This window comes from Alkalibacterium sp. s-m-28 (assembly GCF_054658175.1).
Map to the genome: position 1 here is coordinate 1 of NZ_BAAGIQ010000044.1, position 18,904 is coordinate 18,904.

General features: G+C 40.0%; 16 protein-coding genes. 7 read left to right on the top strand and 9 right to left on the bottom strand.

What is annotated here, in order from left to right; genetic code table 11:
- The first annotated feature begins 353 nt into the window (after positions 1–353).
- The 4 genes from ACYQ4S_RS07305 to ACYQ4S_RS07320 all read left to right on the top strand — a co-directional run bounded on the left by ACYQ4S_RS07305 (position 354) and on the right by ACYQ4S_RS07320 (position 5,642).
- Positions 354–1,250 carry an ATP-binding cassette domain-containing protein gene (locus ACYQ4S_RS07305; protein ID WP_459770307.1) on the top strand — a complete coding sequence of 299 codons (897 nt, stop codon included), beginning with the start codon at positions 354–356 and terminating at the stop codon, positions 1,248–1,250.
- 18 nt (positions 1,251–1,268) lie between these two features.
- Positions 1,269–2,630 (top strand): transglutaminase-like domain-containing protein, encoded by a 1,362-nt coding sequence (locus ACYQ4S_RS07310; RefSeq protein ID WP_346025510.1) that lies wholly within the window; start codon positions 1,269–1,271, stop codon positions 2,628–2,630.
- Positions 2,631–2,633: 3 nt separating this feature from the next.
- Positions 2,634–3,707 (top strand): mandelate racemase/muconate lactonizing enzyme family protein, encoded by a 1,074-nt coding sequence (locus ACYQ4S_RS07315; RefSeq protein ID WP_459770309.1) that lies wholly within the window; start codon positions 2,634–2,636, stop codon positions 3,705–3,707.
- Between the two features lie 615 nt (positions 3,708–4,322).
- Positions 4,323–5,642, top strand: a complete 1,320-nt coding sequence (locus tag ACYQ4S_RS07320) for an IS1380 family transposase (protein ID WP_459770311.1) — start codon at positions 4,323–4,325, stop codon at positions 5,640–5,642.
- A 249-nt stretch (positions 5,643–5,891) separates the two neighbouring features.
- Here ACYQ4S_RS07320 and ACYQ4S_RS07325 read toward each other — a convergent pair whose 3' ends face one another.
- The 5 genes from ACYQ4S_RS07325 to tnpB form a co-directional block, all read right to left on the bottom strand.
- Positions 5,892–6,221 (bottom strand): hypothetical protein, encoded by a 330-nt coding sequence (locus ACYQ4S_RS07325; protein WP_346024908.1) that lies wholly within the window; start codon positions 6,219–6,221, stop codon positions 5,892–5,894.
- 35 nt (positions 6,222–6,256) lie between these two features.
- Positions 6,257–8,128, bottom strand: a complete 1,872-nt coding sequence (locus ACYQ4S_RS07330) for a glycosyl hydrolase family 95 catalytic domain-containing protein (RefSeq protein ID WP_346024909.1) — start codon at positions 8,126–8,128, stop codon at positions 6,257–6,259.
- Positions 8,129–8,411: 283 nt separating this feature from the next.
- Positions 8,412–9,722, bottom strand: a complete 1,311-nt coding sequence (locus ACYQ4S_RS07335) for an MATE family efflux transporter (protein ID WP_346024910.1) — start codon at positions 9,720–9,722, stop codon at positions 8,412–8,414.
- 165 nt (positions 9,723–9,887) lie between these two features.
- Positions 9,888–10,076, bottom strand: coding sequence for a hypothetical protein (locus ACYQ4S_RS07340; protein WP_459770314.1), 189 nt, complete (start codon positions 10,074–10,076; stop codon positions 9,888–9,890).
- Between the two features lie 285 nt (positions 10,077–10,361).
- Positions 10,362–11,501: an IS200/IS605 family element RNA-guided endonuclease TnpB gene (gene tnpB / locus ACYQ4S_RS07345; RefSeq protein WP_459770316.1), complete on the bottom strand. Its 1,140-nt coding sequence runs from the start codon at positions 11,499–11,501 to the stop codon at positions 10,362–10,364.
- 1,116 nt (positions 11,502–12,617) lie between these two features.
- On the opposite strand from tnpB, the gene ACYQ4S_RS07350 reads away from it, so the two are divergent.
- Genes ACYQ4S_RS07350 through ACYQ4S_RS07360 form a run of 3 tightly spaced genes read left to right on the top strand, consistent with a single transcriptional unit; the run spans position 12,618 to position 15,263 of the window.
- Complete coding sequence (locus ACYQ4S_RS07350; RefSeq protein WP_346025086.1) at positions 12,618–13,703, top strand: methionine ABC transporter ATP-binding protein; 1,086 nt, start codon at positions 12,618–12,620, stop codon at positions 13,701–13,703.
- Positions 13,704–13,721: 18 nt separating this feature from the next.
- Positions 13,722–14,411 (top strand): methionine ABC transporter permease, encoded by a 690-nt coding sequence (locus tag ACYQ4S_RS07355; RefSeq protein WP_091268627.1) that lies wholly within the window; start codon positions 13,722–13,724, stop codon positions 14,409–14,411.
- 54 nt (positions 14,412–14,465) lie between these two features.
- Positions 14,466–15,263 (top strand): MetQ/NlpA family ABC transporter substrate-binding protein, encoded by a 798-nt coding sequence (locus ACYQ4S_RS07360; RefSeq protein ID WP_346025087.1) that lies wholly within the window; start codon positions 14,466–14,468, stop codon positions 15,261–15,263.
- 78 nt (positions 15,264–15,341) lie between these two features.
- Here ACYQ4S_RS07360 and phnE (ACYQ4S_RS07365) read toward each other — a convergent pair whose 3' ends face one another.
- The 4 genes from phnE (ACYQ4S_RS07365) to ACYQ4S_RS07380 all read right to left on the bottom strand — a co-directional run bounded on the left by phnE (ACYQ4S_RS07365) (position 15,342) and on the right by ACYQ4S_RS07380 (position 18,775).
- Complete coding sequence (gene phnE, locus ACYQ4S_RS07365; protein WP_459770318.1) at positions 15,342–16,154, bottom strand: phosphonate ABC transporter, permease protein PhnE; 813 nt, start codon at positions 16,152–16,154, stop codon at positions 15,342–15,344.
- Between the two features lie 18 nt (positions 16,155–16,172).
- Positions 16,173–17,000, bottom strand: a complete 828-nt coding sequence (gene phnE, locus ACYQ4S_RS07370) for a phosphonate ABC transporter, permease protein PhnE (RefSeq protein ID WP_459770320.1) — start codon at positions 16,998–17,000, stop codon at positions 16,173–16,175.
- A gap of 11 nt (positions 17,001–17,011) precedes the next feature.
- A complete protein-coding gene (gene phnC / locus ACYQ4S_RS07375) occupies positions 17,012–17,791 on the bottom strand; it encodes a phosphonate ABC transporter ATP-binding protein (RefSeq protein ID WP_459770322.1) in 780 nt (259 codons plus the stop codon).
- Positions 17,792–17,887: 96 nt separating this feature from the next.
- Positions 17,888–18,775 carry a phosphate/phosphite/phosphonate ABC transporter substrate-binding protein gene (locus tag ACYQ4S_RS07380; RefSeq protein ID WP_459770323.1) on the bottom strand — a complete coding sequence of 296 codons (888 nt, stop codon included), beginning with the start codon at positions 18,773–18,775 and terminating at the stop codon, positions 17,888–17,890.
- Positions 18,776–18,904: the final 129 nt, after the last annotated feature.

The window sequence follows — 18,904 nt, forward strand, 5'->3', positions numbered from 1 at the left end:
CGGTTTCATCATTAATCGCATAGAGAAAGAGTTTCAGTACTTTCTTAAACGTTAATTTTTTTGAATAGCGATCAAACTGACCGATAGCCTGTCGAGACGATTCACTTAATGTTTCTAAAGAAATGTACGAAAACCATTTATTTATGGTCATTTTTGTTTTATACTTATCCATGTTGTAAGTCCTTTGTTTTGGTCTTGGATAAGTCATCCAACCCCATTATAAAGGACTTTTTTATGTCATGAAACAGTTAAATTTTTAATGCAACACTAGTGAATTATTTATAAGAAGTTTCAATAACCGCAAGGGTTAAACCTGGATATTCAACTGCAAAACTTGAGTAAATAATTTAAAGATGTATTTTCCATTAAAAGGTGGCTCTTTTGATAGTGGTGAGCAAGAATATATAAAAGCTGTAGATGACGTCACTTTTTCAGTGTATGAAGGAGAGACTTTAGGAATTGTTGGAGAATCTGGAAGTGGTAAAACAACCTTAGGACGTACAATGATCCGTTTAAATGAACCAACGGCGGGTGAAATTCTTTATGAAGGGGAAGATATATCAAATTTTTCGAGAAAAGAGTTGACTCCTTATCGGAAAAATATGCAGATAATTTTTCAAGACCCCTATTCATCCTTGGATCCAAGGATGACAGTCGGAGAGATTATTGAAGAACCTTTAGTTATTCAAAAAAAGTTAAATCTTACTAAAAGAACTGAACGCGTAAAGAAACTCATGGAAATGTGTGGTTTAAACGAAAGTTTCATTAATCGTTATCCACATGAGTTTTCAGGCGGACAGCGTCAGCGTATTGGTATTGCTCGCTCCTTAGCATTGAATCCAAAAATGATAGTTTGTGATGAAGCAGTATCGGCTTTAGATGTATCTATTCAATCTCAAATCATGAATTTATTACTTTACTTACAACGGCGTGAAAATTTAACTTACGTTTTTATTTCTCATAACTTAAATGTGGTCTACCACATGTCTGACCGAATAGCGGTAATGTATCATGGGAAAATTGTAGAACTAGCAGATCGTGAAGAATTATATTTCAATCCGATTCATGATTATACAAAATCATTACTCAAAGCAATTCCCAATGTTGAAAACGGGTATATTGCAGGTGGGGGTCAGATTAATTACGAAGCGAGTTTACCAGATGGATATTCATTTACTAAAATAATTGAAGACAATCAAGCTTTATACGAAGTAAAACCTGGACATTATGTATATTGTTATAAAAAATAGTAGGAATGGAGCAGATAAATGAATAAAGATTTGAAATATTTAGACACACAACTACCAGAGGATATAGCAAAACTAAAAGCCGTGGGTGAGTATGACCGAGTCGAAAGAATCATCGATAAACGCTTGGAAAAAGATTTACCGGTTGCTTTAAGAAAGAGATTAGAACAAGAAAAAGAAATACTACCTATTATTAGAGATTCTTATCCTCATACCTACGAGGCAGCATTATCATTATTTAAAGATAATATTGCCGATTTTAAAACCGAAGAATTCGAAAGTTTACGCGATGAAGATGCCTTAGATTGGGTATATTTGGATGGCGAAATTCATTTCCGAGAAAACATTTTACAAAATATTATGAAAACTCGTCCCAATTATGCCAAACGTTGTACTAACCCTGAATTACTAGATAAGCGCACAAATTTACTTAATGAAACAATGCATAAGATGAAAGAAAAAGGGGAATTGACTTATCATATTCGTTTACGTGCAACTTTGAAGGTGAAACCAGAGGCTCAAAAACCAGGAGAGAAAATTAGAGTTCACTTGCCTTTGCCGATTGAATATGCTCAAGTAAAGAACTTTAGACTCATTGATACATCTCATAAATCAGCTCTAGTGAATGAACCTGACCATCCAGCAAGAACCGTTTATTTTGAGAAAGAATATGAAGCGGACGAAGAGTTTTATGTGGAATATGAATTCGATAATCATATGGTGTATAAAAATCCTTTGCCGGAAGAAGTAGACGAAGCACAACCTACATTTTATACTGAAGAACAATTACCACATATTAAATTTTCACCTTATATCAAATCAGTAGCTAAAGAGATTATCGGGAATGAAACCAATCCTCTTGAAAAAGCACGTTTAATTTACGAATATATTACTAAAAATGTGATGTATTCGTTTGTCCGTCCTTATTACACCATTACAGATATTCCAACTTACGCTTTAACAGGTTTTAAAGGAGATTGTGGTATCCAAGCTCTTACTTTTATTACCTTATGTCGTGCAGTTGGAGTTCCAGCAAGATGGCAGGCTGGCTTATACACCAATCCAGAAACAATAGGAAATCATGATTGGGCTCAATTTTATGTAGCCCCATTTGGCTGGTTATATGCCGATACTTCTTTTGGTGGCTCAGCATACCGAACAGGTGAAGAAGAACGATGGAAATTCTACTTCGGGAACTTAGAACCATTCAGAATGCCAGCAGTATCCGATTTTCAACATGATTTTACACCTGCGTTAGATTTCAGTCGAAATGATCCGTATGATAATCAAAACGGAGAAGCTGAATTCGAAAGTGGAAAATTAACTTATAATGATATTGAAACAACGGAAGTCGCTATTGAAATTTATGAAAAGGAAGATTAATCGATGAAAATTACTAAAATTTCTCACAAAACAATTACTATTGAACCTATTGTAAGTTTCAAAATTGCGAGTTCAGATGATACTCGGACGGATACAGTTATTGTAAAGGTTGAAACGGATGCAGGGGTTACCGGGTATGGTGAATCTCAGCCTTCGAAAGTTGTTACTGGTAATAACATAGAAGATGTAACAAATTTCTTAACGGAAATGGACAATACATTAAAAGGTGAAAATCCTTTAAACATCGGGCGCATACATGAAATCATGAACCGCCAATACAAAGGGAAGACTGCAGGAAAAGCTGGTATCGATTTAGCTTTATATGATATTTTAGGAAAACACACAGGCCTTCCAGTTTACCAATTGTTAGGGGGATCATCAAACCAGGTAGAATCAGACATGACAATCGGAATCGATGAACCTAAAGAAATGGCGAAACTTGCAAGACAATATGTCGATGAAGGATTTAATATTCTGAAAATAAAAGTTGGATTGAATGCGAAAGATGATATAGAAGCGATTCGTTTAATTCGAGAAGAAGTTGGACCAGATATCAGTCTCCGAGTGGATGCGAACCAAGGCTACTATAAGAAACAAGCCGTCCATGTTCTAAATGAATTTTATAAGTATGGTGTGGAAGAAGTAGAACAACCTGTTCCATATTGGGATTATGAAGGTATGAAGTTTATTAAAGACAATGTAACACAACAAATTATGATGGATGAATCTGTCCTCTCACCCCAAGATGCATTTCGCGCGATTAAGGAAGAAGCATGCGATATCATCAATATTAAATTAATGAAATCCGGTGGCATTTATCCTGCCTTACAAATAAATGCGATCGCACAAGCTGCTGGCTTACAATGTATGGTAGGTTGTATGTCTGAATCCCGTATTGGGATTGCTGCTGGAGCAGCTTTAGCTGCTTCACAAAAAAATATTACTTATGCGGACTTAGATAGTTATCGTATGAGTAAAGAGGTTCCCGGCATTAAGAGTGATTTCACGCAAGAAGGTGGAATTATGACTTTGTCAGAAAAACCAGGACTAGGATTAGATATTGGTTTAGAATTTTAATATTTAGTCTACAATCATATTATTAATCCCCCCAAAAAGTTAGTCATTTACTCTAACTTTTGGAGGGATTTTTATTGTCTTTAATATACGACTTAAATTAGAAAAGCAAACTCTTCGATGATTTTTTGTTCTAAGGATACACCGTTTTACTTCATTAATTGTTTGGCGGCAGTTAACCTAGGTGGTGGGCCACAGACTGGCCAAGTAGCTTTTTCATACATTTCTTCTAGATTTTCATCTGCAATGTTTCAAAGGTAAATTGTATTTAGTATTTACAGTTACCACCTTGCTCTAAAGCATCTACAATTATTGGCCTTTTATTTATAGCTTTAAGCAAACTAATCGCATTTGTTGGCCTTTCCTCTAATACAACTAGTAGCACATCATTATAAAATCTTTAAATAGAGTCCATCAGTAACTACTCTTTTCGATTCTTAAATAACTTAATTATCAGTTACAGTCCTGAATAATTCATAGTTTTTCTAAAAATGCTCTTAATCGTTGATTTGAACAACTTTATTTTAAATTACTTCATCACCCATTAGGTGATGAAAAAAGAACCACTTTCTGATATGGTTACTTCACTACAAACAACCATAGAAAGGGGTTCTCTCAGTGGTTACTTTACAAGAAAATGCCGTGAAATTCAACAATAACTTAATCGTTTCTCATGATGGTGGTCGTTTATCAAGTGATTCTGGCTTAGTACTAATCGATGAGTTAATGGATGCTTTTAAATTTACTCAGCTCTCTGAAGACATTGTTACATTTAATGACAGTCGTAAATATTGGACGCATACGAATCATAAGATTTTGAAACAGATAATTCTACAATTTATAGGTGGTTATAATACTGATTCTGCTGCAAATATTTTACAGCATGATCCGGTATTACAGACGTTATCAATTGATGAGCCGTTGGCTTCTCAATCATCCATTTCTCGATTATATGATCGTGTAGAAGGTGAGACAATTAAGACGCTTCAAGTATTCAATCAAGCGTTAATTGACAAAGCCCGTCTGGTTCGCAACGATACAAATATGATTATTGATTTAGATTCTACCCATTCGGATACCTTTGGTCATCAAGAACAAACTGCTTACAACGCCCATTATGGAACGAATTGCTACCATCCTTTAGTGGCATTTGACGGCTTGACTGGCGACTTTTTAAAAGCCAAGCTTCGATCAGGAAATCAATACACTTCCAACGGGGTCAAAGAATTTCTTGAACCGTTATTGGAACATTATAACCAAACGATTCCAACCACTGATATTCTCGTTCGTGGAGACAGTGGTTTCGCGACACCGGATGTTTATGATTTATGCGACTTATACGAAAATCAGTATGTCATTCGGCTAAAGGCCAATAGGAATTTATATCGTTTAGCGGAAGAGTTTGTGTTCTATGATAACCATCATCCTTGGGATGAAAAAGAAGTCTATTATCATTCGGTTTCCTACCAAGCAGCTTCATGGTTCAAACCGCGTCGAGTGTGTATTCGTTCAACTCGAGAAGTAGGCGAACTCCTTTTTAAGCATTCCTTTATTGTCACGAATTTCTCAGAAAACATCTCAGCTAAAAGAGTGTTTGAAACCTACAATAAATGCGGTACCATGGAAAACTACATTAAAGAAGCCAAGAACAGCTTCTTCTTTGATAAAACAGATAGTCCCAGATTCATTGAAAACGAGGCCCGCATGATGATTAGCCTGTTGGCGTACAATCTGGTTAACTTCTTACGCACCTTGTGTTTTGAGCCAAAATCGAAAGGACTCCAAGTGGACACAATCCGTTTCCATCTATTCAAAGTGGCTGGAAAACTAGTCAGCACTGCAAGACAAATGTATTTAAAACTATCGATTTCTCATGTTCACCAACGAGAGTTTTATGCCGTATTCAGGAAAATCCAAAGGGTTCGGCAACACATTTAAAGAACCTGGTTTATTAAAAAGAATTTAAATGGCCTAGGGAGAAGTGCGCCCAAAATTTGAGTTTGAAAAGTAAAAAGTCTCAAAATAATTAAATAGACCGAAAAAAATTAAATAATTAGGATAGAAAATGGAAAACGATAAAGAAAATATAACAATATTTAAAAACAGCCTCTGAAATTAGAGGTATGAATTATTCAGGATAAGGCTTATTTTTTAATTTTTTCTTCACTCTGTTCAGCTCCTACTGCCTCATTGTTTGCTGGGAATTCTAACAGGCTCATTTGCTTTCAAATTTACTTCTATAAAAGATGGTGTGTCTTCTTCTATCGGTTTAAATACGTCTGGTAATTGAATAGTCAGAGTATTCGAACGTTTAGAGGTCAGTTCTAATTCAAATGTATGATTGGGTATGTCCCATGTAAAACTCTCGACTTTGATGGTATTCGGCAATCTAATGCCTTTAAGTGTACCTTTTTTCAGCCAAGAGGGGATAGCTTTAAACAAAGTTATTACACCCGGTTCTTCTGAATAAATTAAGGCATCGTGTATGACTTTAGGAAAAGACCCGTTGGCATCCACATTAAAGACAGTCTGATGATTATAGTGGCTTGTAGCTAATGACGGAAAAAAGACTGATTCATGACAAGTGCTCCTAGTGCTTTTTCCAGGTCTTCTGATCGTTCCATTGCGATTGCACACATCGCTGCATGCATTCTCCCATGTGAAGACGAGGTATCTCCATCATCTCTCAACAACCACGCTTCAAGTCGCTTATCAAATGCTTTATGTGCAGCTTTCCATAAGCCCGGCTGATCCGCAGTAATCTCTTTTGTCTGAAAAACTGGATACAAGTTTGAAAAATGTCGATGGTTGGGATTTTCTTCAGCTGATTCGTCTATCCACTCCTTCAGCACACCTTCTTCATCGATCATGTATGCCGGAAGCCTGTTTTCTATCCTGTCATATTTATCCGGAACATCCATTCCTAAATCCTTATAAGCATTCTTTATATAGCTGAGCGTTGCTTTTACAACAGCTACATCCATTGTAGAATTATTACCCATTCCGTTTTCTGCTGAATAGCTGGGTCTGAATACAGCTGTATCATCCTCATATTCAATAAAATCTTCATAAAACAGTAGAGTCTCTTCATAAAAAGGCAAGGCAACTTTTTTCAGAAAATCTATGTCTTGTGTATAGTCATAGTATTCATTGTAGAAATGAGCTAACCATCCTGCACCAGCTGTCCAGAAGATAAGCGGCCATTCTTTATTCCAGTGAACATGTAAGGCACGCGTACTGGCATGTACAGGTACTAAAAACCCTCTGCAGCTATAATAGCATTGCGCATTTTTTCTGAAATCTTCTTCATATGCTTTTACGGTATTGAATAAGCAGGAAAAGTTTTCAAACAAGCCCAGACTTGCCAGAGATGCAATAGCTAACTGTACATTCGTGTCAAAAGTAAAATCACCGCTCCATGGTGGATTAAAGTCTCCACTCCATATTCCCTGCAGGTTTGGAAGTGCCGGTCCTGACATGGACTGAATGAAATAACGACTTGCATCGTACAGTTTTTCATACAGACTAACAGGAATGCTCTCTTCTGATTCAAGCAGTTCCACTAAGTCTTCGTAACTTTTATTTCTGTCAGTGTCTTTGCATAAACTCAGAGACACTTGATTGTACTGATTGCGATGGAAATCAATATGTTCTTTTTCAATATCCTCAAATGTACCGATGGCTGCAGCTTGATCGGAATTGACAGCCACTTTCATTCTTAATCTAGTTGCTTTCTTGAGTGAGAAGGTATTGTCTTCTGCAGTGAACTCACCATCTGTATCCCACTCTATGAATACTTTGTAATAACTGTCATTAAAATAAGTATACACTGCTTCAAGCTTACTTTTAGCTGTCAGCTGACTTCTCTGGGAAAGCAAGGAGTGGTCAAATTCTTTTAATGAAAATTCCATCGAAAACATATCGTCACTCTTCAGTTCAAGATATAAAGCGTTCTCTTTTTTTGATGCAAACATTTTTTTACTGAATTCCTGACCATTTTCAGTCGAAAAGGCTTCACAGATTATACCCGTCTCGTAATCAAGTGATCTTATGTATCTTGATGTAGGATTGGCGACTGAAGGGGTGATGGAGAATACGATCTCGCCTCCTGGATGGAAAAGGTCACTCATTGTCAGCCCGTCATACCCCTTGTCAATTGCTTCTTTTTCAAAAAACTCAATACCTTTTTGATATCCCTGTTCTTTTATTGTACGTCTTAAGTCGTTAAGACAATTAGAAATATCCGGTATACTATCCATCTGATCAGATTTTAAATACAGTGAATGATGATTTACAACTATGTTAAACTGTGTACTACCTCCGTATAATATACCTCCCGTTTCACCATTCCCAACGAAATAGCCATCTTGCCATTTATCAGAAGTTTTCCTGCTCCAGACTCCTTTTTCAGGTTTCTCAAACATCAGTCATCCTACTTTCCGCACTGTAAACGCTTTATTTTTACAGCATTATAGCACAGCTTTTTTTCTTGCAATACATGTTTTTATAGATAGATTGCAGTAAATTCTTGCCTTTGGCTTATATTGTACCAATAATTTTGTATGTAGATAAGTGTAAATTTTATAATATAAAAAGATACTTCTGTCAGGAATGATTGGCTAACAGAAGTACCTTATTTAGTAGAAAAGTATATGTTTCTTTGCTGTCTTTAATATTACCGAGGATGAACGGCACGTGAAGTTTTTCTTACCTTCTCTTCAACCGCTTGTTCGGATTAATAATGAAGGCGATGACCATGACGATCAGGGCTTCGGTCAGGACATAGGATGACCAGACGCCGTTCATGCCGAAGAAATAACTCAACACGATAGCTAATGGAATAATTAGTAGACCACCTCTTAATAGCGAAAAGAGCAGTGCTCTGTTAGGCTGATCTGTAGCACCGAAGTAACTGGTCAGAATTGTATTCATTCCTGCGAACACAAAGCCGATAAAATAAATCAGCAGACCACTTGTCGCCATTCGGGCAATATGTGCACTGTTTTCACTATTGAAAACTGATATGATTTCTTCAGTAAAGGCCGCTGTTCCTACGTACACGCTTAAACTCAAGACCAGCGCCGTCAGAAAGGATAAAACGAGAACATGCTTCATCCCTTTCAGGTCTTTCTGACCGTAGCTCTCACTTAACAGCGGCTGGGTCCCTTGAGCGATACCGGCGAATAAGGACAGGACTACGAACGAAATATTGGCAATAATACCATATGCCGCCAGACCATTATTCCCTTCCAGGTTGAAAATAATTGTATTGAAGGAGAACATGACGACAGCAGCAGACAGTTCATTAATAAAGGCCGCTGCACCCAAGTAGGTCACATCTTTAATGATCCACCCTTCAATTTTCTGGAAAGTGAACTTCAGTTGATTACCCGGCTTGAAGAAGTGAATGGACAGGATGATCAGACTGACAATAGCCGATATGCTTGTTGCCAGTGATGCCCCAAACATACCAAGCTGCATCGGAAATATGAAGATATAATCGAGTACGACATTAAGGACACTTCCGATGACCATCCCATACATAGCTAGAGAGGGATCCCCGTCATTTCTGACAAAGGCCAGCAGCATATTATTTAGTACAAAAAACGGGGCGAATGTCAGGATTGTCCTTATATAGACGGCTGTCATTTCAAATGTTTCGGCATCCGCCCCTAGAGCACGTGCCATCGGGGAGGCCCCGAACAGGCCGATCATCATAAATAGAATTCCCATGCCCACTGCAAACAGGAATGTCTGCGAGTAGACTCGGTTGGACTCGGCCAGTTTATTCTGCGATAAAAGAATCTTGTACCTTGTCGCTCCCCCTAAGCCCAGCATCAGTCCAAATCCGTGAATGATTCCAAACGCTGGAATACTCAAGTTCAGTGCCGCGATTCCTGTTGGTCCTAATGCCTGAGCGATGAACAAGGTATCTGCCAGTATATAAAAAGAGATGCCCAGCATACCGAGCATGTTCAAACTGACGTATTTAAAAAACAATTTAAAATTATTCTGCATAATTATCCTCCGACTGAAAAATGAGTCTTCAACTAGCATACTCGGCTTTGGATATAAAGTCAATTGACTTAATATGCATTAAAAATAAAGAGTTCCCTTCAGACTTTCAAAGGACACTCATTATAAAACTGACGTGTTTTCGATACATCTTTTCCCAACAGACGTTTAGATAAATGTAAGGAAACGGATGTCTCTCTCGGTCAGAACCTCTTCAAGTGGAAAAGGTGCAGGGAGGAGATTAAGACCATCGAGTTTCTTCCCGGCTTCTCGCAGTGACCTAGTCACTTCATCGACGTCCCACAACTCTTCCGGGAGATCCTTGTAGAAATCGTTATTGATGACAAGCTGTGACAAGCGACCGGTTCGATCCGGTCAACGATTGTATCGAAAAAACTCCCTCTCCGACTCCTCATGTGTAAGATTGACATGGTAAAGCCCCTGTTCCGGAGTCAGAAAATATATCTCTGTTTCTCCATCAAATGGATGAGTAGAGAGCAATTGAACTACCCCCACTTTCGCTCACGCTTAGAAGTGGGAGATTCCTGGGAACAAAGTAGACTTGACACACTTGTTTAATAGAGTATCAGCGTTTGCTTTTATTTACCAGGCTACCCCCGTAGTCCCTACGGTTGGAGTGTGTTAGACAAACTGTAGTATTTTAATGCCTTCGTTTAAAATATTGATACTTGCATTGATATCTCTGTCATGATGCGCTTTGCATTCTGGGCAGATCCACTCTCTGATATGCAGATGTTTCTTCCCGGCGTTATGCCCACAAGACGAGCACAGTTGACTGGAAGGATACCACTGACTGACTTTAACTAGAGAGCGGTTATGCCACTCCGCTTTGTAAGTGAGCTTTTTGACAAAGGCTGACCATGAAACATCCGAAATCTGTTTAGCCAGCTTTCGATTCTTCTTCATGCCTTGAATATTCAAATCTTCAATACAAATGATATCGTGGTTTTTGATGATCAGCGTACTGAGTTTATTCAAGAAATCTTCGCGTTGGTTGGCTACTTTTTCGTAAAGGTTAGCGACTTTAAGCCGCTGCTTTTGATAGTTTTTGGCATTAGTTAATTCTTTTCCGTCTTTCTTTGCTTGTTCATAGCGACGAGACAGTTTGCGTTGTTCTCTTTTAAGACTGTCTTCCATTTTTGAGGTGAAGCGATGGTTATCTATTTTAACGCCAGTGGAAAGAATCGCAAAATCGGTAATTCCTAGATCTATACCGATAGCTGTTCCCGTTTTTGGTTCCGCTATCATTTCTACTTGGCAAACAACGGATACGAAATACTTTCCCGTAGGGGTTCTACTTATAATCGCACGCTGAATAGTCCCTGTAACCTCTTTGCTTTTAGCAAAGCGCACCCAGTCCAATTTGGGGAGTTTAATTTTGTTTCCTGAGACACGAATATTCTTATTTGTCTGCTTGGTCGTATACGATTGACGATGATGCTTTTTACTTTTAAACCGAGGATAGTCTTTTTTCTTCTGAAAAAAACCATCAAAAGCATCTGCTAAGTGTTCCAAACTCGCTTGGAGAGCAATACTGTCCGGTTCTTTCAGCCACCAAGTATCTACCTGTTTTTTAAGCTGAGTCAAAACAGCGGAACATTTAGTATTGGATAAGCCCTTTCCAGTTTCTTTATATGTCGTCGTCCATTCATTTAAGAAATGATTATAGACAAAGCGAGCAGATCCGATTGTTTTGTTTATCTGCTCTTTCTGTTTTTCATTGGGGTAGAGACGAAATTTATACGCTTTATTCTTGAACATACATTCCCCTCCTCTTTGTACTAAAAATACCCTAATGACGGGATTAAAGCAAGGGGAACAATGACTTTTGTGTGACGAGTTATTGCAGGAATAAGACTTATTTTTTACTTTTTTCGAAAATACTGTCGAGCAAGCTCGAGCGCCATTCATCACCCGCTTATAGAAGCGAGTGTCTTCAGTCGCAGTACGATAAATCACATACTCGACATTGGTCAATTAGCCCGAGGAATAAGCAATTCTGAAACCAACGTGACCCCTTTGTTCGTCTAGTGAGATAAATGATTTACATTTATTTATAGCTATCATAGAATTTAGTGTTGACAGGTGATGTAAAACCTTGCTATAGTAATGAGCAACAAGAAACAAACATCATAAATGTGTAAAGATAAGTACTATTAGGAAGTCTTCTCAGAGAGCCCCGACTGGTGAAAAGGGGTAGGATGGAAAAATAGGAAAATGGTCTTTTAAAGCTTCGGACAGCTATTTACACCTGTTCAAGCTGAAGCAGATTGGACGAATGTTAAAATAAGTCCACTACGGTCACACCCGTTACAGTGTCACAGTATCACGCACTTCTTGTGCAGCGTACTGGTGGAGGCAATGAGAAGAAATTCCATTGCAAATCAAGGTGGTAACACGAGACTATTTCGTCCTTGGAGGAAGTTCGCTTGAAGCGGACTTCTTTCAGGGACTTTTTTAATACCTGAAAACAATATAAGTAAAACACGTAAGAGATGAGTAAATGACACTAAAGTAAAACAGAGAGCCTGTGCATGCTGAAAGCAGGTTTACTTGAAGACATTGAATATGGTCTCTATGACAAACTTGCTCGGCATGACTTCTACGCAAGTTCAAGTGGGATACCGATCCTTTTATAGGCTAGGCTATCACGGCAGCAACCGTTACTGCTTTTGAGAAAGAAGAATTGATACTCTTCTTTCCTCAATGAGGTGTTTTTTGCGAGAAAGACACAAACAAAGGTGGTACCACGACTTAAGCGTTCGTCCTTTGATTAGACTAAATAAAACCGGTTTGCTGGTTTTGACTGTCTAATCAAGACGACCGCTTTTTTTATATCATCAGATGCTCATTCAGCAGATAAAGGGGAGAGAAACAATGATAGAACTGAAACATATCGATGTACACTTTGAAACGAAAGAACATATACTTCATGCCGTTCGTGATGTATCACTGACCATTGAAAAAGGAGATGTCTACGGGATCGTCGGCTATTCAGGAGCTGGAAAAAGTACCCTTGTGAGAACGATCAATTTACTGCAGCGCCCTTCTAACGGGACTGTTCATGTCAGTGGTCAGGACCTTCTGGGGTTGAATGCAAAAGACTTGCGTAGTGCACGAAAGAAAATAGGCATGATCTTTCAGCATTTCAATCTGATGAATGCTCGCACAGTCGCTGGGAATGTTCATTATGCCTTGCGTTCAAGCTCCTTGTCTTCTGAAGAGAAAAAACTGAAAGTCACAGAACTTCTTGACCTAGTTGGTCTAGCTGATAAACACGACGTCTACCCTTCCCAATTATCAGGCGGTCAGAAACAGCGTGTAGGAATAGCCCGGGCATTGGCCAACGATCCCGAAGTCTTGCTCTGTGATGAAGCGACGAGTGCGCTGGACCCCAAGACCACTTTGTCGATACTGGAATTGCTGAAAGACTTGAATGACAAGCTTGGATTGACCATTGTCATTATCACTCATGAAATGGAGGTAATCAAAGAGATTTGCAATAAAGTAGCTGTAATGGAAAATGGTTCAGTCGTTGAAGAAGGTGATATCGTGTCCATCTTTACTGATCCTAAGAATGCATTGACCCAAGAGTTCATTAACACGGCAACCCACATTGATCAGGCCTTGGTGAAACTGGCCAAACACCCATCAATTCTTGATCTCCATGATAACGACATCGTTGTAAGGCTCTCATTCGTTGGTCAGAGTACAAATGAACCGCTCATAGCCAGTCTCTATTCACGATTTACGGTTACGACAAATATCTTGTATGGTGATATCGAAATTCTCTACGATACCCCTATTGGAAATTTGATCGTCATATTAAGTGGCTCGTCTCAACAGATAAAGCAAGCTGTCAATTATCTCGAATCACAGCAGGTAACCGTCCAGCAGCTTGAAAAAATTCAGCTGGTAAACAAATCGAAAGTAATTCCATTGAATAGAGAGAAAATTATTTAGTTTCGGGAGGAAAATAATATGAATAGATTACTTAACTGGTTAGAGACCATCGCACCTAATGTCTGGGCAATTCCTGACCGCATTCTTCAAAGCACATGGCAGACCATCTACATGACTCTGATTGCAGCAGTAATTGCAGGAACAATCGGAATCACGTTCGGAGTGATCTTAGTCATAACGAACAGACGAGGTATTCTGGAAAAACCACGGTTATATAATAAATTAGAGCAGTTTATTAATACAGGGCGTTCCGTCCCATTTATTATTCTGATGGCTCTGCTCGCACCTTTCACTCGCTTTATTGTAGGGACGACGATTGGAACGACCGCTGCCATTGTGCCCCTAACTATCGGGATTATTCCTTTTTATTCACGTCAGGTTGAAAATGCTTTGCTTGAAGTTGATCCTGGTATAGTAGAAGCCGCTGAATCCATGGGATCCTCACCGTTGGAAATTATATTCGGCGTATATTTAAAAGAAGGCCTCCCTTCTCTCGTTCGTGTGTCTGCTGTATCGATTATTAATCTAATCGGTCTAACTACCATGGCAGGCGTCGTTGGGGGCGGTGGGTTAGGCGACTTGGCTATTGCTAGAGGATACAACCGTTATCAGCTGGATATCACTATTGTCTCCACTCTTTTGATCATGCTGATCGTCTTTGTCACCCAATGGATCGGACGTATTCTGATCAGAAAAACAACACATTAACAAACAAGCTAAATTACATTAACACAATAATAAAAATAGAATGGAGAAATAATGATGAAAAAAGGATTTTTAGCTCTACTAAGTATTGTATTCGCGGTTGTACTGGCTGCTTGTGGAAATGATGGAGAAACGGTAAGACTGGGGGTAGTGGGCGAAAATAATGAAGCCTGGGAAAGCGTTCGAGATCGGCTGGCGGATGAAGGAATCAACTTGGAAATCGTTACTTTTTCAGATTATCAAACCCCTAATACAGCTCTAGCTGACGGAGATATCGAATTGAACGCCTTTCAGACTGTAATCTTCTTAGACGACTTCAATGATGATACCGGAAATGACTTGACCCCGATTGGCTATACAACGCTCAACCCTTTAGGTATTTATTCTGAATACGTGGAAGATGTATCCGATATTCAAGAAGGAGACACAATCGTTATCCCGAACGATGCATCAAACGAAGGTCGCGCATTGATTTTATTACAGTCAGCAGGGCTTCTTGAAGTGGATCCAGAAGCAGGGAACCGCCCCGTCGTAGACGATATAACAAGCAATCCATTAAATCTGGATATCGTGACCGTTGCAGGAAACCAGACGGCTCGCTCATTAACTGATGCCGCTGCAGCTGTGATCAACGTCGGTATGGCTATTGATGCTGGCTTAATCCCTTCACAGGATGCGATTTTCCTTGAGCCTGTGAATGAAGATTCAGAACCATACATCAATGCTATCGTTGTCCGTTCTGAAGATGTTGACAACGACATATATCAGAAGATTGTTGACACTTACCAGACAGATGAAACAGCTGAAATCATTGCAGAAACCACTCAGAACTCTTCTATTCCTGTTTGGGATTAAATTTAACCAAAAAAAGGATCTATCACTCTGTAACTACACAGAATGGTGGATCCTTTCTTTTTGACTAGAACTATTTTTTTATCCATTAACTAAACGTTCACGCAGTTTGTTGGAGAAAATCTCAACTGCCAGGATCAGAACAACCAGTCCAATCAGGATTGATCCGACTTCGCTCCATCTGTAAGAACGCATGGCGAATATCAGAGGTGCTCCAATTCCTCCAGCTCCAACTAGTCCCAGTATGGTTGCATCACGCAGGTTCATATCGTAACGGTAGATCGTTACAGACAGGAAGCTTGAGAACAGCTGTGGCAGAATGCCGTAACGTACTTTCTGGTAAGTCGTACAGCCCATAGAGGTCATGGCTTCAAGAACGCCTCTGTCCAGGTTTTCAATGACATCCACGTATAAACGCGAAATCATACCGATCGAAGTCAGAGACATCGTCAGCACACCTGCGTATGGACCAGGTCCAGTTACACGGATGAACATCAACCCGTATACAAGTGAAGGAATGGTCCGGATAAAGATAACGACCAGACGTGTCACAAAGGCTACAGGCCTGGAAACGATACTTGGGGACATCAAGAATGAGATCGGGATCGCCAGAAAGGACCCGAATACTGTTCCTAAAAAGGCGATGGCGATCGTTTCAAACAAGAGCCCTGGTACCCCTCCACCTGATGTGAAGTCAAACAGGAATTCCAGGTCCGGTGAAAACAGCCCGCGGAAGATATTTCTGGCGATTCTCATTCCTTGTTGATCAAAACCAGTGATATTGACTCCCATGAATGACCAGATGATAAGAGCAGTCAGGATGATTGCAATAGTTGATAAATAAACTTTACGATTTGGTGCTTTTTCAAGTTGCTGTGCAACAGCTTTATCCATTTTCTCTCTGCTCCTTTATTAAGTCAGTTTCATTCGGAAGTATTCACTGATGCGTTCAATCACGAAGACAACCAGCATCAATATCAGCAGGACCATTCCCACGCTCGGGTAGTCTCTCCAGCCCAGACGCTCGTTCAGCAGGAGACCGACTCCTCCGGCTCCAACATAACCAAGAATGGCTGCGTATCTTATATTTCCTTCAAAGGCATATAATGACACAGACAAGTATGTCGGAAGAACATCCGGTACGATAGCATAGCGGAAGGCTTCCACTTTTGAAAGACCCATGGATTCATGCGCTTCAAAAGCCCCCATATCGACGTTTTCAATATGTTCATACATCAGTTTACCAATATAAGACAGGGTAAAGAGGAAAATCGCCACCGTTCCGGCCATGGTCCCCAGTCCGAAGATGAACGTGGCAATCAATGCAGAAATCAGAGTAGGTAATGTTCTTAAAATACTCAGGAACAGTTTGAAAAAGCCGTTTAATAACCGGTTCCTTATTATGTTGCTGGATGACAGCAAAGCAAACGGTATAGCCAGCAAGGCTCCGGCAATGGATCCCAGAAGTGACATCTGAATCGTATCGAAAAGCGGGCCCCATACATTATTCATAAAATTAAAGTTTGGCGGGAACATGTCAGTTAGTATGACAATGAACTGATGTCCTCGTGTTCTTAACATCGACAGGTCCACACCTGTGACTTCCCATGACACAACCGTCACGAATAAAACGATCAGAAGAATAAGAGGCGCTCGGGAAGCACGCTGTTTCACTTCTTTTCCATTCGACAAAGTATAGGTCTTGGGTTTGAAAATCTTATCGTATACTGTTTCTCTCATGCTCGTCCCTCCTAGACCTCTGCTTCTTCCGGATCATCCATTTTAGGAACATTGTCGGCACTGCCGTAGATCTGGTCCAGTACATCCTGAGAAACATCTTCGGATTTTCCATCATACACGACTTCTCCCTGACGGATACCGATTACGCGATCGGCATACTCCAGAGCCAGTTCGACGTGGTGAATGTTGATCAGGATGGACATGTTTGTTTCCTGATTGATGCGTTTGAAGTCATCCATGACCACTTTAGCTGTAACTGGGTCAAGGGACGCAACCGGTTCATCCGCTAAGATGATATCAGGGTTCTGAGCAATCGTACGGGCTAGTGCCACACGCTGCTGCTGACCACCTGAGAGCTGATCGACACGATTATATGCTTTGTCCAGGATGCCTACTTTATCCAGGGCTTCAAGTGCTTCTGCTTTTTTCTCCTTAGGAAACAGACCAACGAGCTTTCTCCACCAGGACAGTTCAGGTACAGATGAAATCAATACATTATTGATTACTGATGTACGTGTCACTAAGTTGAACGACTGAAAGATCATTCCAATTTTACGACGGAAAGAACGGATCTGCTTTCCACTCAGTTTTCCGACATTTACATCATTAACGGTCAATGTCCCCTCATTAATTTCATGCATACGGTTGATGCAGCGGATAAGTGTGGATTTTCCAGCACCTGACAATCCGATGATCGCAACGAATTCTCCCTGATCAATGGTCAGATTTACATTTTTTAAGGCAGTGACCCCATTCGGGTATGTCTTGTTTACATCTTTAAATTCTATCATTTTGGCCTATTTCCTCTCTGGAGATAATCAAAAAGAAAGCCAGGAGAGGGCGCTCCCAGCTTAATTTTTCATTCAGTTTAGTCGTAAATTCTTAAATTATTCAGACATGTCGCGTAGAATCTGTTGTGCTTCTCTTTCTACGTCATAGTCTTCGCTTGTTGCAGGCACATAACCTTCGTGTGAGTAGATCGCGATGACTTCGCGTCCTTCGTCTGTCTGTGCAATGTTGATGAATGACTGCTGTAGAGCTTCAATCAGATCGTCATCCATAATGTCTGAGAACTGGCTGACACTGATTGTATCGTTGAAGATTCCTGGTGTTACACCGACGACATCTGTATCTTCCCAAATATCGTTTTCAGCACCAAAGTCTTCTTCCCAGATATCAACATAGTCGCGACGTGCATCTGCGTAAGCAACGATCAGGTCAACCTGTTCAGCTGCCAGTCTTGCAAACGAGTTCGCATAAGAGTCAGCTTGAACGACCTGACTTAAGTCTGTCAGAGACTGACCAAAGTTTTCCTGCAGCCAGATTGTTGGATAAATGTATCCTGCAGATGAAGAAGAACTCATAACGCTCCAAGACGCTGAATCAACATCTTCCCAAGTCAGTTCTTCTCCGCTGTTAATTTTATCAGCTAATTCTCTACCTTTTTCAGATGGACCTGCGATCAGGATTGAACGGTAGTACGTCACCTGTTCGTCAGTAGCTTCAGTCGGTTTGTTTTCATTCCAGTCAGCTGGGTTATCTGAATCGTTGTTCAGACCAGCACGTGTTGCAGTCAGAATAACTTCTGCAGAATCATCATACAGGACGTATGTTCCACCTGGAAGGAAGCCCACATCAAGTGTTCCGGCAGACATTGCTTCTCCAACCGCTTCATAGTTTGTTCCTACAGTAATTTCAACTGCGCCGACATCGTAACCATGCTCAGCCAGCTCAGCAATCAGGAGATCTTCTAATGGTTCAGTTGCAACATAAATCTCTTTGAATTTGCCCTTTTTACGTCAGGGCAGCCTCTAAATCGAGCATGTAGGAGGAAGGCAATGGAACACTGGTATGAATTTCTTTGAAACACTGTAAGAAGACACACAAATAGAACGCCCTTTTCA

Excerpts from the sequence above, each read along its gene's own strand:
- ACYQ4S_RS07305 (WP_459770307.1), top strand. The coding sequence starts at position 354 with ATGTATTTTCCATTAAAAGGTGGCTCTTTTGATAGTGGTGAGCAAGAA.
- ACYQ4S_RS07310 (WP_346025510.1), top strand. The coding sequence starts at position 1,269 with ATGAATAAAGATTTGAAATATTTAGACACACAACTACCAGAGGATATA.
- ACYQ4S_RS07315 (WP_459770309.1), top strand. The coding sequence starts at position 2,634 with ATGAAAATTACTAAAATTTCTCACAAAACAATTACTATTGAACCTATT.
- ACYQ4S_RS07330 (WP_346024909.1), bottom strand. The coding sequence starts at position 8,128 with ATGTTTGAGAAACCTGAAAAAGGAGTCTGGAGCAGGAAAACTTCTGAT.
- ACYQ4S_RS07335 (WP_346024910.1), bottom strand. The coding sequence starts at position 9,722 with ATGCAGAATAATTTTAAATTGTTTTTTAAATACGTCAGTTTGAACATG.
- tnpB (WP_459770316.1), bottom strand. The coding sequence starts at position 11,501 with ATGTTCAAGAATAAAGCGTATAAATTTCGTCTCTACCCCAATGAAAAA.
- ACYQ4S_RS07350 (WP_346025086.1), top strand. The coding sequence starts at position 12,618 with ATGATAGAACTGAAACATATCGATGTACACTTTGAAACGAAAGAACAT.
- ACYQ4S_RS07355 (WP_091268627.1), top strand. The coding sequence starts at position 13,722 with ATGAATAGATTACTTAACTGGTTAGAGACCATCGCACCTAATGTCTGG.
- ACYQ4S_RS07360 (WP_346025087.1), top strand. The coding sequence starts at position 14,466 with ATGAAAAAAGGATTTTTAGCTCTACTAAGTATTGTATTCGCGGTTGTA.
- phnE (WP_459770318.1), bottom strand. The coding sequence starts at position 16,154 with ATGGATAAAGCTGTTGCACAGCAACTTGAAAAAGCACCAAATCGTAAA.
- phnE (WP_459770320.1), bottom strand. The coding sequence starts at position 17,000 with ATGAGAGAAACAGTATACGATAAGATTTTCAAACCCAAGACCTATACT.
- phnC (WP_459770322.1), bottom strand. The coding sequence starts at position 17,791 with ATGATAGAATTTAAAGATGTAAACAAGACATACCCGAATGGGGTCACT.